The organism is Serratia sp. ID 25-353, assembly GCF_054792795.1.
Map to the genome: position 1 here is coordinate 4,430,335 of NZ_CM139236.1, position 16,509 is coordinate 4,446,843.

Annotated in this window: 16 protein-coding genes; 12 read left to right on the forward strand and 4 right to left on the reverse strand. The window is 61.3% G+C overall.

Annotated features, from left to right (window positions below):
• The first annotated feature begins 264 nt into the window (after nt 1-264).
• Nucleotides 265-2,286 (forward strand): oxidoreductase, encoded by a 2,022-nt coding sequence (locus ACYF6X_RS21285; RefSeq protein ID WP_063988629.1) that lies wholly within the window; start codon nt 265-267, stop codon nt 2,284-2,286.
• A gap of 34 nt (nt 2,287-2,320) precedes the next feature.
• Here ACYF6X_RS21285 and rlmG read toward each other — a convergent pair whose 3' ends face one another.
• The gene (gene rlmG, locus ACYF6X_RS21290; protein ID WP_107227071.1) at nt 2,321-3,460 is read right to left on the reverse strand and encodes a 23S rRNA (guanine(1835)-N(2))-methyltransferase RlmG; all 1,140 of its coding nucleotides are present in this window, start codon (nt 3,458-3,460) and stop codon (nt 2,321-2,323) included.
• A 149-nt stretch (nt 3,461-3,609) separates the two neighbouring features.
• Here rlmG and ACYF6X_RS21295 point away from each other — a divergent pair, with 149 nt between their 5' ends.
• The 5 genes from ACYF6X_RS21295 (at nt 3,610) to sstT (ending at nt 8,599) form a co-directional block, all read left to right on the forward strand.
• Complete coding sequence (locus ACYF6X_RS21295; protein WP_004937154.1) at nt 3,610-4,116, forward strand: M48 metallopeptidase family protein; 507 nt, start codon at nt 3,610-3,612, stop codon at nt 4,114-4,116.
• A gap of 50 nt (nt 4,117-4,166) precedes the next feature.
• Nucleotides 4,167-5,147, forward strand: a complete 981-nt coding sequence (locus ACYF6X_RS21300; protein ID WP_130017731.1) for a Gfo/Idh/MocA family protein — start codon at nt 4,167-4,169, stop codon at nt 5,145-5,147.
• 1 nt (nt 5,148) lies between these two features.
• Nucleotides 5,149-5,880 (forward strand): glutamine amidotransferase, encoded by a 732-nt coding sequence (locus tag ACYF6X_RS21305; protein ID WP_107227073.1) that lies wholly within the window; start codon nt 5,149-5,151, stop codon nt 5,878-5,880.
• A gap of 252 nt (nt 5,881-6,132) precedes the next feature.
• Nucleotides 6,133-7,101, forward strand: a complete 969-nt coding sequence (locus tag ACYF6X_RS21310; RefSeq protein WP_063988625.1) for a TerC family protein — start codon at nt 6,133-6,135, stop codon at nt 7,099-7,101.
• Between the two features lie 262 nt (nt 7,102-7,363).
• A complete protein-coding gene (gene sstT, locus ACYF6X_RS21315) occupies nt 7,364-8,599 on the forward strand; it encodes a serine/threonine transporter SstT (RefSeq protein WP_063988624.1) in 1,236 nt (411 codons plus the stop codon).
• A 53-nt stretch (nt 8,600-8,652) separates the two neighbouring features.
• Here sstT and ACYF6X_RS21320 read toward each other — a convergent pair whose 3' ends face one another.
• The 3 genes from ACYF6X_RS21320 to ACYF6X_RS21330 are packed head-to-tail and all read right to left on the reverse strand — an operon-like array spanning nt 8,653 to nt 11,796.
• A complete protein-coding gene (locus ACYF6X_RS21320; protein ID WP_130017730.1) occupies nt 8,653-10,140 on the reverse strand; it encodes a UxaA family hydrolase in 1,488 nt (495 codons plus the stop codon).
• Between the two features lie 20 nt (nt 10,141-10,160).
• Nucleotides 10,161-11,573 carry a glucuronate isomerase gene (uxaC, locus tag ACYF6X_RS21325; protein ID WP_063988622.1) on the reverse strand — a complete coding sequence of 471 codons (1,413 nt, stop codon included), beginning with the start codon at nt 11,571-11,573 and terminating at the stop codon, nt 10,161-10,163.
• 55 nt (nt 11,574-11,628) lie between these two features.
• Entirely contained in the window at nt 11,629-11,796 is a 168-nt protein-coding gene (locus ACYF6X_RS21330; protein ID WP_165384370.1) for a hypothetical protein, read from the reverse strand.
• Between the two features lie 77 nt (nt 11,797-11,873).
• Between ACYF6X_RS21330 and ACYF6X_RS21335 the strand changes: the two genes are divergently transcribed.
• The 6 genes from ACYF6X_RS21335 (at nt 11,874) to ACYF6X_RS21360 (ending at nt 16,503) form a co-directional block, all read left to right on the forward strand.
• On the forward strand, nt 11,874-13,172 hold the full coding sequence (locus ACYF6X_RS21335) for an MFS transporter (protein WP_107227076.1): 1,299 nt from the start codon (nt 11,874-11,876) through the stop codon (nt 13,170-13,172).
• 119 nt (nt 13,173-13,291) lie between these two features.
• The gene (gene exuR, locus ACYF6X_RS21340; RefSeq protein WP_033636102.1) at nt 13,292-14,068 is read left to right on the forward strand and encodes a transcriptional regulator ExuR; all 777 of its coding nucleotides are present in this window, start codon (nt 13,292-13,294) and stop codon (nt 14,066-14,068) included.
• A 186-nt stretch (nt 14,069-14,254) separates the two neighbouring features.
• Nucleotides 14,255-14,701 carry a hypothetical protein gene (locus ACYF6X_RS21345; RefSeq protein ID WP_130017729.1) on the forward strand — a complete coding sequence of 149 codons (447 nt, stop codon included), beginning with the start codon at nt 14,255-14,257 and terminating at the stop codon, nt 14,699-14,701.
• A gap of 136 nt (nt 14,702-14,837) precedes the next feature.
• Nucleotides 14,838-15,518, forward strand: coding sequence for a DedA family protein (locus ACYF6X_RS21350; protein ID WP_063988619.1), 681 nt, complete (start codon nt 14,838-14,840; stop codon nt 15,516-15,518).
• Nucleotides 15,515-15,889: an EnvZ/OmpR regulon moderator MzrA gene (gene mzrA, locus ACYF6X_RS21355; RefSeq protein ID WP_074181139.1), complete on the forward strand. Its 375-nt coding sequence runs from the start codon at nt 15,515-15,517 to the stop codon at nt 15,887-15,889. Before ACYF6X_RS21350 ends, mzrA begins: the two co-directional genes overlap by 4 nt.
• Nucleotides 15,890-16,131: 242 nt before the next feature.
• A complete protein-coding gene (locus tag ACYF6X_RS21360; RefSeq protein WP_130017728.1) occupies nt 16,132-16,503 on the forward strand; it encodes a DUF1090 domain-containing protein in 372 nt (123 codons plus the stop codon).
• The last annotated feature ends 6 nt before the right edge of the window (nt 16,504-16,509 follow it).

Here is a 16,509-nt window from a genome sequence, read left to right on the forward strand (position 1 = left end):
AACGTTGCCTGAGATTCATGACGTCTATCACATTCGGCACAACGCAGATTCCCAAGCGGCGCGACAACGGCTAGATTTATCTCATCCGACCACTTGTGTTCACATAATAATAACAGATGCTCATCCCCAATCGCTTTCAACCTGCAGCTAGGCGGCAAGTTCGGGCGTTCCCAGGAGCTTACTCAAGTAAGTGACTGGGGCGAGCGAACGCAGGCAACAACGCTGCAGGTTGAAAGAGGCGGGGGATGAACGATGGAGAGTGCAATGAGCAATTACCCTCACCTGCTGGCGCCGCTGGATCTCGGCTTCACCACCCTGAAAAACCGGGTGCTGATGGGATCGATGCATACCGGCCTGGAAGAGCTGCCCGACGGCCCGCAGCGCCTGGCCGCGTTCTATGCCGAGCGCGCCGCCGCCGGCGTGGCCCTGATCGTCACCGGCGGCATCGCGCCCAACGACAAAGGCGTGGTGTATCGCGGCGGCTCCACCCTCAACAGCGAGGCGCAGCTGCCTCACCATCGGCCGGTCACCGAGGCCGTTCATCGCGCGGGCGGCAAGATAGCGCTGCAGATCCTGCATGCCGGCCGCTACAGCTATCAACCGCACCCGGTGGGCCCTTCCGCGCTGCAGGCGCCGATCAATCCCTTCGCGCCAAGCGCGCTGAGTGAAGCGGAGATCGAGCAGACCATCGCCGACTTCGCCCACTGCGCGGCGCTGGCGCAACAGGCCGGCTACGACGGCGTTGAGGTGATGGGTTCCGAAGGCTACCTGATCAACCAATTTTTGGCGGCGCGCACCAACCAGCGCGACGATCGCTGGGGCGGCAGCTTCACCAACCGCATGCGCTTCGCCGTCGAGATCGTGCGGGCGGTGCGCCAGGCGGTGGGCGCGGAATTCATTCTGATCTACCGGCTGTCGATGCTCGATCTGGTGGAGGATGGCTCCAGTTGGCAGGAGATCGAACAGCTGGCGCTGGCGGTCGAACAGGCAGGCGCCACGATCATCAATACCGGCATCGGCTGGCACGAGGCGCGCATCCCGACCATCGCCACCATGGTGCCGCGCGCCGGGTTCAGCTGGGTGACCCGCAAGCTGATGGGCAAGGTGGGTATTCCGCTGATCACCACCAACCGCATCAACGATCCGGCGGTGGCCGAGCAGGTGCTGGCGGACGGCTGCGCCGACATGGTGTCGATGGCGCGCCCGTTCCTCGCCGACGCCGCCTTTGTGCAGAAAGCCGCCGAGGGACGCGCCGACGAGATCAATACCTGCATCGGTTGCAACCAGGCCTGTCTCGACCAGATTTTTGAAGGCAAACTGACGTCTTGCCTGGTCAACCCACGCGCCTGCCGTGAAACCGAAATGCCGCTGACGATGGCGGAAAAACCGAAAAAGCTGGCGGTGATCGGTGCCGGCCCCGCCGGACTGGCCTTTGCCACCACCGCCGCCAGCCGTGGCCATCAGGTGACGCTGTTCGACGCCGCCGAGCAGATCGGCGGCCAGTTCAACATCGCCAAGCAGATCCCCGGCAAGGAAGAATTCCATGAAACCCTGCGTTACTTCCGCCGCCAGCTGGCGCTGCGCGAAGTGACGGTCAGGCTGGGCGTCAAGGTCGAGGCGGCGGATTTAAGCGAATTCGACGAAGTGATCCTCGCCTGCGGCATCGTGCCGCGCACCCCGGATATTCCCGGCATCGGGCACGCCAAGGTGCTGAGCTATCTGGACGTGCTGCGCGATAAAAAACCGGTCGGCCAGCGGGTGGCGATCGTCGGCGCCGGCGGCATCGGCTTCGACACCGCCGAGTATCTTAGCCAACACGGCGTCTCCAGCAGCCTGGATCAGGCGGAATTCAACCGCGAATGGGGCATCGACGGCCGCCTTGAGCAGCGCGGTGGGCTGGCGGCGCAAGGGCCGCAGGCGCCACAGGCCGCGCGGCAAATCTACCTGTTACAGCGCAAAACCAGCAAGGTGGGCGAAGGCCTGGGGAAAACCACCGGTTGGATCCACCGCGCCAGCCTGGCAATGCGCGGCGTGAAGATGCTCAATAGCGTCAGCTATCGACTGATCGACGACGAAGGGCTGCACATCACCCGCGCCGAGCAGGACAGCTGCCTGCCGGTAGACACGGTGGTCATCTGCGCCGGGCAGGAACCGCGCCGCGAACTGCAGCAACCGCTGCTGGCGATGGGGAAAACCGTACATCTGATCGGCGGCGCCGACGTGGCCGCCGAGCTGGACGCCCGCCGCGCGATCGATCAGGGTACGCGGCTGGCGATGGCGCTGTAAGAAAGGGGCGCACAGCGCCCCTTGGTCATCACGCTCAGCGACGCGCGCCGGATTTCACCGCTCTCAAGATCACGAACTTCTTGTTCGAGGCTACCAGCGTGCAGTTGCCGAACAGACGCTTGAGCTTCTGGTGATAGTCGAGGTGGCGGTTGCCGACGATGCGCAATTCGCCGCCCACCTGCAGGCAGCGCTTGGCGTCGCAGAACATCTGCCAGGCGGTGTGATCGGTAATGGCGTGCTGCTGGTGGAACGGCGGGTTACACAGCACCGCCTGCACGCTTTCGCGCTCGATGCCCGCCAGCGCGTTGTTCACCTCAAACTGGCAACGATCCAGCTCTTGCGGCAGGTTGTGCTCCACGTTCAGCTCGCTGGAGGCCACCGCCATGTAAGATTCATCGAGAAAGGTCACCTGCGCTTCCGGGTTTTGCGCCAGCGCCGTCAGGCCAATCACGCCGTTGCCACAGCCCAGATCGACGATATGGCCGTTCAGGCCACGCGGTAGATGATCCAGGAACAGGCGCGCGCCGATATCCAGGCTGCCGCGCGAGAAGACGTTAGCGTGGTTGTGGATAAGCCAATCGGTGCCGTCCAGCGTCCAGTCGGTGGTTTCCGCTGCCGCCGGCGGGACGATGTCCGCCACCTGGCAGAAGATCAGGCGCGCTTTCTTCCATGCCAGGCTGGTGCGCGTCGGGCCCAGCACCTTTTCGAACAGCTGCATCGTCGAGGTATGCACGTCGCGCGCTTTGGCGCCGGCGACGATCAGCGTGTCTTCGGTCACAACGTGGCGCAGCGCGCGCAGCTGCTGCTCCAGCAGCGCCAGCGCCTTCGGCACGCGAATCAGCACCACCGCCGGCGCCGCCGGCAGCTCAGCCAGGCTGTCCAACAGCGTGACCTGCTCAGGATCCAGACCGTTGAGCTTGAGGTTGTGGCGCGTCGCCAGCTGGCTCATGTACGAGTCGCTGACGCTGTAAGGGCGATGCGCGTGCAGCGCACAGGCCAGGGTGCCGAAGTTATCGTTGAAAATCAGCACCGGGCGGCCGCCGATATCTACGTTTTCAAGCTGTTGCAGCAGATATTCGTCCGCCGCTTCCCACGCCTGCAGTTGGGTGGATTCTTCCTGTTGGGGATAACGCTCCAGCTCAAGTTGCTGTGTTCCCAGATCGAGTTGGCTCATTGCCCCTCCTGACTGATAAAATTTGGGCTGTTTATCCCCTAAAAACGCCCGTCAGTAAAATGTTTTTTCGGATAAATTGCGTATGTCAGGATTTGAGCGAAAAAACAGCATAGAATGACCGACTGAATGGCCGTTGATACGGAACAAGAATGTCTGAATTGACCTACCTGCAAGGCTACCCAACGCATCTGCAAAGCCAGGTGCAACAACTGATCCATCAGAATCGGCTGGGGGACGTGCTGCTGCAGCGCTATCCGCAGGTGCACGACTGCACCACCGACAAGTCGCTGTATCAGTTTACCGTCGATCTGAAAAACCAGTATCTGCGCAACGCTCAGCCGCTGAGCAAGGTGGCCTACGACAGCAAGATCCACGTCATGAAGCACGCACTCGGCCTGCATACCGCTATCTCACGCGTGCAGGGCGGCAAGCTGAAGGCCAAGGCAGAAATCCGCGTGGCGACGGTGTTTAAAGTCGCACCCGAACCGTTCCTGCGCATGATCGTGGTGCATGAGCTGGCGCACCTGAAAGAGAAAGATCACAACAAGGCGTTCTACAGCCTGTGCTGTCATATGGAGCCGGATTACCACCAGTTGGAGTTCGATACCCGGCTGTATCTGACACACCTTTCGCTGTTCGGCGAGCTGTATGCATAGCGAGTGAGGGCGTGATAATCTGCGGTTTTAAGCCTGGACCGGAGCTCGCCATGATTCGCTTTGCCGTTGTCGGCACCAACTGGATTACGGAACGTTTTATCGATGCCGCCCATGAAAGCGGCAAACTCACGCTGAGCGCCGTATATTCACGCTCGCTGGAACAGGCGCAGGCATTTGGCGGCAACTATCAGGTCACGCAGTTTTTCGACTCACTCGAGGTAATGGCCCAGTCCGATGCTATAGACGCGGTGTATATCGCCAGCCCCAATTCCCTGCACTGCCCGCAATCGCTGCTGTTCCTGCGCCATAAAAAGCACGTGATCTGCGAAAAACCGCTGGCCTCCAACCAGCGTGAAGCGGAACAACTGGTAGCCTGCGCGCGGGAAAATCAGGTGGTGCTGTTCGAAGCGTTCAAAAGCGCCTACTTGCCGAATTTCCTGGCGCTGCAGCAGGCATTGCCGAAAGTCGGCCGGCTGCGCAAAGCCTTCATCAACTATTGCCAATACTCTTCGCGCTATCCGCGCTATCTCGCCGGCGAGAATCCCAACACCTTTAACCCGCAGTTCTCCAACGGCTCGATCATGGATATCGGTTACTACTGCCTGGCCAGTGCAGTGGCACTGTTCGGCGCGCCGCAGTCGGTGCTCGCCAGCGCCACGCTGCTGGAGACCGGTGTGGACGCCCACGGCACCGTCTGCCTGAACTACGGCGATTTCGACGTCACGCTTTCCCATTCCAAGGTCAGCGACTCGGCGATCCCCAGCGAGATCCAGGGAGAGGGAGGCACGCTGATTATCGACAAGATTTCCGAGTGTCAGGGCGTGGCGCTGACGCCGCGCGGCGGCAACCGCCAAGATCTGAGCCAACCGCAGCACATCAACACCATGCTGTATGAAGCGCTGGCCTTCGCCGAGTTGGTTGAGAAGCACCAGGTGGAACATCCGGGGCTGGAGAATTCGCTGATCGTCGCCCGCCTACTGACCGACATCCGCCGCCAGACCGGCGTCGTCTTCCCCGCCGACGGAGAATGAGATGAAACCGCTGCTCGTGATGCAAACCGGCGACGCGCCGCAGGCCATTCGCCAGGAACTGGCCAACTTTGAAGGTATGTTCCTGCAACAGGGCAACATCGATGCCGAACGCGCGCACATCGTGCATCTGCCCGCCGGCGAACGGCCGTTGCCGCCGGCCGCCTATTGCGGCGTGATCATCACCGGATCGCCGGCGATGGTGACCGAACAGCTGCCGTGGAGCGAGGAAGCCGCCGAATGGCTGCGTCAGGCGATGGTGATCAAACTGCCGCTGTTCGGCGTCTGCTACGGCCACCAGTTGCTGGCCTACGCGCTCGGCGGCGAAGTGGGCTACCACCCGCAGGGCATGGAGGTGGGTACGCTGGAGATCGAACTGCTGCCCGCCGCAGCCGAAGACCGGCGGCTCACCCTGCTGCCGCCGCGTTTCAAGGCCAACCTTATCCATTCGCAGAGCGTGCTGACGCCGCCTGCCGGCGCGCAGACGCTGGCGCGTTCGCAGCAGGACGCGCACCAGATCCTGCGCTATGGCGATCACGCCCTGACCACCCAGTTCCACCCGGAATTCAACGGCGCGGTGATGAGCCAGTATCTGCAGTGGCTCGGCGAACTGCATCCCGAGCAGCAAGCCCGCTATCAACAGCAACAACAACAGGTTAGCGACACGCCGTTCAGCCGTCTGCTGCTGCAGGGATTCGTCGTCAGCCTGGGCGCGCAAAAAGCGATGGCCGGCTAACGCGATTCACGTTGACCGCCGACACATTTTGCATTACTTTCTGCTGTGCAAAGGGGAGTAACTTCATTGCCGGTCAATCGTCATTACGATGCGCAAGCATCCGGTTACCGGGCAACCTGATGTCAAAGGTGTAACCACCTTCATCAACGTTGTAAGTGAGACCTTGCCGGAAGGCGAGGTTTGCTTGCAGCGTTCACAAAGCGGCTGGCGTCTTCCGACGTTGGCCGTTTTTGTTTTTGAAGGATACCTCTGATGATGAATTCCGTTGGCACACCGTGGTTATGGGGCAGCTTCGCCGCCGTCATAGTCGTGATGCTCGCAATCGACCTCCTGTTGCAGGGCCGTAAAGGCGCGCACACCATGACCCTGAAGCAGGCCGCCAGCTGGTCGCTGGTGTGGGTCAGCCTCTCCCTGCTGTTCAATTTCGGTTTTTGGTACTACCTGAATGAAACCGCCGGGCGCGCCGTCGCCGATACCCAGGCGCTGGCTTTCCTGACCGGCTACCTGATCGAAAAAGCGCTGGCGGTGGATAACGTGTTCGTCTGGCTGATGCTGTTCAGCTACTTCGCCGTGCCGGCCAACCTGCAGCGGCGGGTGCTGATCTACGGCGTGCTGGGGGCGATCGTGCTGCGTACCATCATGATCTTCGCCGGCAGTTGGTTGGTCAGCCAGTTCCAGTGGCTGCTGTATCTGTTCGGCGCTTTCCTGCTGTTCACCGGTATCAAGATGGCGCTGGCGAAGGAAGATGACTCGGCGATCGGCGACAAGCCGCTGGTGAAATGGCTGCGCAGCCGGCTGCGCATGACCGACAGCCTGGAAGGCGAGCGCTTCTTCGTGCGCCGCAACGGCATCCTGTTCGCCACCCCGCTGGTGCTGGTGCTGATCCTGGTCGAACTGAGCGATGTGATCTTCGCGGTAGACAGCATCCCGGCGATCTTCGCCGTGACCACTGACCCGTTCATTGTCCTGACCTCCAACCTGTTCGCCATCATGGGCCTGCGCGCCATGTACTTCCTGCTGGCCAACGTGGCGGAGCGTTTCTCGATGCTGAAATACGGCCTGTCGGTGATCCTGGTGTTTATCGGCATCAAGATGTTGATTATCGACTTCTTCCACATCCCGATCGGCGTGTCGCTCGGCGTGGTGGCGGGTATCCTGACGCTTACCTTGCTGATCAACGCCTGGGTCAATCGCCGCAACGATCGCCTGGCGAAGAAATAACCACAATCTGTTATCCGGGGCGCTAGTCGCCCCGCGATTGTTTGGCAATTCCCCCAAAACGCCAAACGTTATTGCGATCACACAAATGTAACCAGTATGTTATCAAGTGTTGATCCGCGCTCAGAATTTCACCCTCGCCTCTTTCCAACATCATTCGATTGCTGAATACTGATTCGGCAAACACACTTAGTTACAGAATCATATAAAGCTACCCGGCGTCGTTCCCGCCGCGGCGGCCAGATAACATCAGGAAGAAAGCACTATGCAAAAACTATTACAAAGGATCATGCAGGGTAGCCTGGTCAAACAAATCATGGTCGGCCTGGTGGCCGGCATTCTGGTGGCGCTGGTTTCGCCGGCAGCCGCTGCGGCCGTCGGCCTGCTCGGCATCCTGTTCGTCGGCGCGCTGAAAGCCGTGGCGCCGGTGCTGGTGCTGATTCTGGTGATGGCCTCGATCGCCAACCATAAACAGGGGCAGAAGACCAACATTCGCCCGATCCTGTTCCTCTACCTGCTGGGTACCTTTGCCGCCGCGCTGGTGGCGGTCGTCGTCAGCTTTATCTTCCCTTCTACGCTGGCGCTGACCACCGGCGCGACGGACATTACCCCGCCGGGCGGCATTGTGGAGGTGATGAAGGGTCTGTTGATGAGCGTGGTGGCCAACCCGTTCCATGCGCTGATTAACGCCAACTACATCGGTATTCTGGCCTGGGCCGTCGGGCTGGGGCTGGCGCTGCGCCACGCTTCCGAAACCACCAAGGGGCTGATCAACGACATGTCCCATGCAGTCACGCTGGTGGTACGCGCGGTGATCCGCTGTGCGCCGCTCGGCATCTTCGGCCTGGTGGCCTCCACGCTGGCGGAAACCGGCTTCGGCGTGCTGTGGGGCTACGCCCAGCTGCTGATGGTGCTGATCGGCTGCATGCTGCTGGTGGCGCTGGTGCTCAACCCGCTGATCGTTTACTGGAAAATCCGCCGCAATCCGTATCCGTTGGTGTTCGCCTGCCTGCGCGAAAGCGGTGTGACCGCCTTCTTCACCCGCAGCTCGGCCGCCAACATCCCGGTGAACATGGAGCTGTGCAAGAAGCTGAACCTGAATGAGGACACCTACTCGGTTTCCATCCCGCTGGGCGCTACCATCAACATGGCCGGCGCGGCGATCACCATCACCGTGCTGACGCTGGCGGCGGTGAACACGCTGGGCATCGCGGTGGACGTCCCGACCGCCCTGCTGCTGAGCGTGGTGGCCGCCCTCTGCGCCTGCGGCGCCTCCGGCGTGGCCGGCGGCTCGCTGCTGCTGATCCCGCTGGCGTGCAACATGTTCGGCATCCCGAACGACGTGGCGATGCAGGTAGTGGCCGTGGGCTTTATCATCGGCGTGCTGCAGGATTCGGCGGAAACCGCCCTTAACTCCTCCACCGACGTGCTGTTCACCGCGGCGGCCTGCCAGGCGGAAGATCAACGGCTGGCGAACGAAGACCCGCTGAAGGTGCGTTAATCCCACCTGTCGGCATCGAAAAGGCGCTCTTTCGAGCGCCTTTTTTGTCAGCCTTATAGCGTTACCCCGCTTTTAAAGATCGCCAGCTCGCGGAAGTCGTTGGCTTCATTGCGCGCCGGGCGGCCGTTGGCGATCTCGACGATCAGATCGACGAAGCGGCCGAGCAAGGTCTCCATCGCCACGCCGTGGATTAGGCCGCCGGCGTCGAAATCGATCCAGTGCGGTTTCTTCGCCGCCAGCTCGCTGTTGGTCGCCAGCTTCACCGTCGGCACAAAGCCGCCGTACGGCGTGCCGCGCCCGGTGCTGAACAGCACCATATGGCAGCCGGCGCCGGCCAGCGCGCTGGTCGCCACCGCATCGTTGCCCGGCGCGCTGAGCAAATTCAACCCCGGCACGCGCAGCCGCTCGCCGTATTTCAGCACGTCCACCACCTGGCTCAGGCCCGCTTTTTGGGTGCAGCCGAGCGATTTCTCCTCCAGCGTGGTAATGCCGCCGGCCTTGTTGCCCGGCGACGGATTCTCGTATATCGGCTGTTGATGGGCGATGAAATAGCGTTTGAAATCGTTGATCATGTCGACGGTTTTGCCGAAGGTCTCCCCATCGCGGCAGCGGCTCATCAAAATGCGCTCGGCGCCGAACATCTCAGGCACTTCGGTCAGCACCGTGGTGCCGCCATTGGCGATCACATAGTCGGAAAAGCGCCCTAGCAGCGGGTTGGCGGTGATACCCGACAATCCGTCCGAACCGCCACACTCCAGGCCGAACTTCAGCTCGCTCAGGCGGCCCGGCTCGCGGCGATCGTGGCGCATCTCCCGGTACAGCTCGTGCAGCAGCGCCAGCCCGGCCTCCACCTCGTCGTCCTGCTGTTGGCACACCATAAAGCGCAGCCGCCGCTCGTCCGTCATCCCCAGCGTGGCGCGGAAGGCATCCACCTGATTGTTCTCGCACCCCAGCCCGATCACCAGCACCGCGCCGGCGTTGGGATGGCGCGCCATGTTCTGCAGCATGATGCGGGTGTTGGCATGATCCTGCCCCAGCTGCGAGCAGCCAAACGGATGGCTGAACAGATGCACGCCGTCGATCCCCTCCGCCTGCGTTTGCTGCAAAAAGCGCTGCTGGATCTGGCGGGCGATGCCGTTGACGCAGCCGACGGTCGGCACGATCCACAGCTCGTTGCGGATCCCCACGTCGCCGCCGGCCCGGCGGTACAGCTGCACCTCGCGATCCGCCGCCTGCGGCGGCAACGCCGGGAACTGCGGCTGGTAACGGTAGCTGTCCAGATCGCTCAGGTTGGTTTTGGCGTTTTGCGAATGGATATGCTCCCCAGGGCCGATGGCCGCGAGCGCATGGCCGATCGGCTGGCCATATTTGATGATGTCCTCGCCCTTTGCGATCGGGCCGAGTGCAAACTTGTGCCCGCGCGCCACCGGCTGTACCAGCGGAACGGCGACGCCTGCCAGCTCAACCGTTTCTCCAGCGGCCAGGTCGCGCAGCGCCACCGCCACGTTATCCTGTTCGTGAATCTTTATCGTACTTTGCATAAACCGGTCCCGGATAACGGCTACGCCAGGTCAATGGCGAAATAGTCTTTGGCGTTGTCGAAGCAGATGTTTTTCACCATCCCGCCCAGCAGCGCGATATCCGCCGGCGCTTCGCCGTCCGTCACCCAGCGGCCGATCATCTGGCAAAGGATGCGACGGAAGTACTCATGGCGCGTGTACGACAGGAAGCTGCGACTGTCGGTCAGCATGCCGACGAAGCGGCTCAGCAGCCCGAGCTGCGCCAGCTGCGTCATTTGGCGCTGCATGCCGTCCTTCTGATCGTTGAACCACCAGCCGGAGCCGAACTGCATCTTGCCCGGCGTGCCTTCCCCCTGGAAATTGCCGATCATGGTGCCGATCACTTCGTTATCGCGCGGGTTGAGGCAATAAAGAATGGTTTTCGGCAGGCCGCCCTGCCGCGCCTGGGCATCCAGCAGCCGCGACAGCGGCTCCGCCAGCGGCCGATCGTTGATCGAGTCGAAGCCGATATCCGGCCCGACGGCGGCCAACATGCGGCTGTTGTTATTGCGCAGCGCGCCGATGTGATATTGCTGCACCCAGCCGCGGCGCCGGTATTCGCCGGCCAGGAACAGCAGCACCGCGCTTTTGAACTGCGCGCTCTGTTCCGGCGTCGGCAGCTCGCCGTTCAGGCGACGCAGCAGGATCGCATCCAACGTCACTTCATCGGCCTCGCCGAACACCACCACGTCCAGCGCATGATCGGCCACCTTGCAGCCGTGGGCGGCGAAGTGATCCATACGCTTGTACAGGGCGTCGCACAGCGTGCTGAAGCGGCCGATCGCGGTGTCCGCCGCCGCCTCCAGCTGCCGCAGATAGTCGTTGAAACCGGGCGCTTCGATGGTGAAGGCCTTGTCTGGCCGCCAGCTCGGCAACACCTTGATATCGAAGCTGTGATCGTCGGCGATCGCCCGATGATGGCGCAGATCGTCGATCGGATCGTCGGTAGTGCCGACCATTTTCACGTTCATCTGCCGCATGATGCCGCGCGCGCGAAACTCATCCTGCGCCAATAGCGCATTGCCGCGCTGCCAGATCTCATCCGCCGTGGCCGGCGACAGCAGCGTTCCCGTGATGCCGAACGGCCGGCGCAGCTCCAGGTGCGTCCAGTGATAGAGCGGGTTGCCGATGGTGTGCGGCACCGTGGCGGCCCAGGCGTCGAATTTCTCGCGATCGCCCGCATCGCCGGTACACAGCCGCTCCGCCACACCGTTGGTGCGCATCGCCCGCCATTTGTAGTGATCCCCCCGCAGCCAGATATCGTACAGATTGCTGAAGCGGGTATTCTCCGCAATCTGTTGCGGCGGCAAATGGCAGTGGTAATCGAAAATCGGCTGGTGCGCCGCATAGTCGTGATACAAACGCCGGGCAAATTCGCTGTCCAGCAGGAAATCTTCGCTCAAAAACGTCGCCATCTCGGGCTCCTTACCTTACTTGCCGTGCGGCACAGGGATCGAATCACAAAAGTTATCACACCAATTTTAGCGAGCGTCCAGCAAATTTTTCCCGCCATCTGTCATTTTGCTGTCCTTTAATCCCTTTTTCGCTCATTTTTACGGCAGAGGTGTGGCATAAACGCCCTGTTTCACCGGCGACAGTATCGCTCAGGCGAATAATTCCTTTTGTGATATCACTCAACTTTTAAACCTGTATGACAGGTTATTGTCTCGCCAGCCGCATCGACGGCCATACCTTCAAACGGGGAGACATTTCGGATGCGTAAAATTAAAGGGTTACGCTGGTACATGATCGGGCTGGTGACCGTCGGCACCGTGCTGGGCTACCTGACCCGCAACGCCATCGCCGTGGCGGCGCCGACGCTGGAAGATACGCTGCACATCACCACCCAACAGTATTCCTATATCGTTGCCGCCTATTCCGCCTGCTATACCGTGATGCAGCCGGTGGCGGGTTATGTGCTGGACGTGCTGGGCACCAAGGTCGGTTACGCCATGTTCGCCATTCTGTGGGCGCTGTTCTGCATGGGTACCGCGCTGGCCAACAGTTGGGGCGGCCTGGCGCTGGCGCGCGGCGCGGTCGGCATGGCCGAAGCGGCGATGATCCCCGCCGGGCTGAAGGCCAGCAGCGAGTGGTTTCCGGCCAAAGAGCGTTCGATCGCCGTCGGCTATTTCAACGTCGGTTCGTCGATCGGCGGCATGATCGCCCCGCCGCTGGTGGTGTGGGCCATCGTGGCGCACAGCTGGGAGATGGCGTTCATCATCACCGGCGTACTGAGCCTGATCTGGGCCATCTGCTGGCTGTTGTTCTACAAGCACCCGAAAGATCAGAAGAAACTGAGCCAGGAAGAGCGACGTTACATCCTCGAAGGGCAGGAAGCGCAGCACCAGACCTCTAACGCCAAAAAGATGTCCGCCTGGCAGATCGTGCGCAACCGCCAGTTTTGGGGCATCGCGCTGCCGCGCTTTCTGGCGGAACCGGCCTGGGGCACCTTCAACGCCTGGATCCCGCTGTTCATGTTCAAGGCCTACGGTTTTAACCTGAAAGAGATCGCCATGTTCGCCTGGATGCCGATGCTGTTCGCCGATCTCGGCTGCATCGTCGGCGGCTACCTGCCGCCGCTTTTCCAGAAGTATTTCAAGGTCAATCTGATCGTCTCGCGCAAGCTGGTGGTGACGATGGGGGCGGTGTTGATGATCGGCCCCGGCATGATCGGCCTGTTCACCAGCCCTTATGCGGCTATCGCGCTGCTGTGCGTTGGCGGCTTCGCCCATCAGGCGCTGTCCGGCGCGCTGATCACCCTCTCTTCCGACGTGTTCGGCCGCAATGAAGTGGCGACCGCCAACGGCCTGACCGGCATGGCGGCCTGGACCGCCAGCACGCTGTTCGCCCTGGTGGTCGGCGCCCTGGCAGACACCCTCGGCTTCAGCCCGCTGTTCGCCGCGCTGTCGGTCTTCGATATTCTCGGTGCCATCGTCATCTGGACGGTGCTGCAAAACCGCCCGGCCGCCGAACCGCAACCCGCCGCGCTGCAACCGACCCCGGCGCGCAGCTGATCCCGTCGCCCGGCCGCCGCGCCGGGCCTCCTGCTCCTCTGGCAGCGGTGCCGAATAAGTGGTATAACAAATCCGATGGCTACGCGCCCCTTCCCACCGCACCGTATAGAGCATTCACTATGGAATTCACTGAAACCAGACGCCTGTATCAGCAACTGGCCGCCGAGCTTAAGCAACGCATCGAAAGCGGCCGCTACCCGGTGGGCGACAAGCTGCCGGCCGAGCGATACATCGCCGAAGAGATGAATGTCAGCCGCACCGTGGTGCGCGAAGCGATCATCATGCTGGAAGTGGAAGGCTATGTGGACGTGCGCAAGGGATCCGGGATCCACGTGGTGTCCAACCAGCAAAAACACCTGGTGGTACCGGGCGACAGCATCGAGTTCGCCACCGCCGGCCCGTTTGAGCTGCTGCAGGCGCGCCAGCTGATCGAAAGCAACATCGCCGAATTCGCCGCCACCCAGGTGACCAAACAAGATATCGTGCAGCTGATGGAGATCCAGGAGCACGCCCGCAAAGAGGATCGCTTCCGCGACTCGCAGTGGGATCTGAAGTTCCACGTACAGGTGGCGCTGGCCACCCAGAACACCGCCATGGCCACCATCGTGGAAAAAATGTGGGTACAGCGGGTCAACAACCCTTACTGGAAAAAACTGCACGAGCATATCGACGAACGCTCGATCGCCAGCTGGTGCGACGATCACGATCAGATCCTCAAGGCGCTGATGCGCAAAGATCCCTACGCCGCCAAACTGGCGATGTGGCAGCATCTGGAAAACACCAAGCAGATGCTGTTCAACGCCACCAGCGACGATTTCGAATACAACGCCGACCGCTACCTGTTCGCCGAGAATCCGGTGGTGCATCTGGATGGCGTGAGCCACGAACCGAAATAGCCACGGCGGTCAAAAACCGTCGGCTTATGTCAGGTAATGTAAAATCCGCTGAATCGATGCCGGAACCGCCGTTTGCCGTGTACTATTTCACCGTCGGCAACGTAGATTTCCCTGTTGCCAATCGTGCTATTTTGGTAGAGTTAGCCCACTTTTTTACCCATTGCTGCGGGGGCGGGACGCGAATAAATGCGCTGGTTGTTTGCCATGCTGATTGCTGTTTTCTGCTGGACCGGTTCGGTCTCCGGCCAACAGCTATGCGTGGCGTCACCCAAGCCCACCCCCAGCGCGCTGAGCAGCCTGCCACCGCTGGCGGAGCCGGCGCTTTCCCCCTATGATCATGTGTATCGGGCGCCGGCCGAAGCGCGCCGCAAAGCCCCCGGTAAGTTGCTGCTGCTGCTGCCCAGAGCGCACTCTTTCCCCGGTTCGCTGCTCGTATCCTCCCTGCCGGCGCCGGTCTATACCCTGGCTGCAGAGCCGGGCTACCGAATTCGCTTCCCCCGCCAGGACAGTCCGGCGCCCAACCGGCTTGCCCTGGTCGACTGGATGCTGGACGCCTCCAGGCAACAGAGTCGGCAGGCCGGCTGGAAAGAAAGTAACATGCAGTACCGTGGCACGCTGACTTACCACCTATGACCGGTGTCGCACCGCTAAGAAACCTTAAAGCAACGCCGTTTCATCGTTATCAGCATTCAGGATCGCCGCGCGCTTTCAGCCCACGCCCGTTCCGCCGCTGAGATAAAAATAAACAATGACGTTTTAGGAACACCGGATGGACATCATTAAAGAACTGATACATGCCTTGTGGCAGCAGGATTTTGAGACGCTGGCGAACCCTTCGTTGGTGTGGACCCTCTACATCCTGCTGTTCATGATCCTGTTTTTGGAGAACGGCCTGCTGCCGGCCGCTTTCCTGCCGGGCGACAGCCTGCTGATCCTGGTCGGCGTGCTGATCGCCAAAGGCACCATGGGTTTCCCGCTGACCATCGTTATCCTGACCGTCGCCGCCAGCCTGGGGTGCTGGGTCAGCTATATACAGGGCCGATGGCTCGGCAATACGCGAACGGTGCAAGGCTGGCTTTCGCACCTGCCGGCCCACTACCATCAACGCGCTCACAACCTGTTCCACCGCCACGGGCTTTCCGCTCTGCTGGTCGGCCGCTTCCTGGCCTTCGTGCGCACCCTGCTGCCGACCATCGCCGGGCTGTCCGGCCTGAGCAACGCGCGCTTCCAGTTTTTCAACTGGATGAGCGGCCTGCTGTGGGTCTTGATCCTGACAACGTTGGGCTTCGCGCTGGGGAAAACCCCGGTGTTCCGCAAGTATGAAGATCAGCTGATGTTCTGCCTGATGATGTTGCCGCTGGTGTTGCTGGTGGTCGGGCTGGTCGGCTCGCTGATCGTGCTGTGGCGCAAGAAACGCGCCAGCAGCCAGAACCCGGGGAAAGGGGCGTGACAGCAAAGCGCCCGCGCTGGCAATACGTCTTGCTGATCGCGCTCGCCCTGCTGGCGTTGGCGACGCTGCTGGTGCCCTGCATGGTGCGCACCGAGAGCGAGCTGCGCATTCGCGCCAGCCAGCAAGGGCTGTCGCTGCCCGACGGTTTTTACGTCTACCAGCGCCTGGATGAGCGCGGCATCCGCATCAAAAGCATTACGCCGGAAGGTGATGGCCTGGTCATCCGTCTGGACTCGCCGGAGCAGCAGTTGCTGGCGCGCGAAGCGTTGCAAACCATTTTGCCGCCCGGTTACCACATCGCGTTGAGCGAGTCCCCCGTGCCGTCGCATTGGGTACGCGAATTTGCGCGTTCCCCACTCAATCTGGGATAATCCCCCTTCATATGAAGGGGTTTCCTTTCATTGCCATTATCTTCATTTTCATTCGCACCGATTAGCTCAAGAATTAATCAGTCAGCACTGAGTCACGGCTGATTCTTTGGGGGCCCGCCGGTTTCATGACTATGCTGAAGGGTAACTTCAGCCGGCGATGAACGCCCTCCTCTCGCGCTGCCGCCTTCGGCAGTCAGGAAAGCGGATGCCTGTTCAGGCATCCCATGAAAAGGAACTGAAAGATGAAATTACGCCACTCACTGTTACTGCTGTTGCCACTCTGCACGCTGCCGGCGCTCGCTGCGGCCGCCGAGGGCGGTTGCGCCGCCAAAGCGCAAGACATCCAGCAGCAAATCGATTATGCCACCCAACACGCCAACACCCACCGCGTGGACGGCCTGAAAAAAGCGCTGAGCGAAGTGCAGACTCACTGCACCGAAGCCGGCCTGCAGGCCGAACGTGAGAAAAATATCGCGGAGAAACAGCGCAAGGTCGACGAGCGCCGGCAGGAGCTGAAAGAAGCGCAGCAAACCGGCAAGCTGGACAAGGTCGCCAAGAAGCAGCAAAAGCTGGCGGAAGCGCAGGCTGAGCTGAAACGCGCCCAGGCGGAATAATTTTTT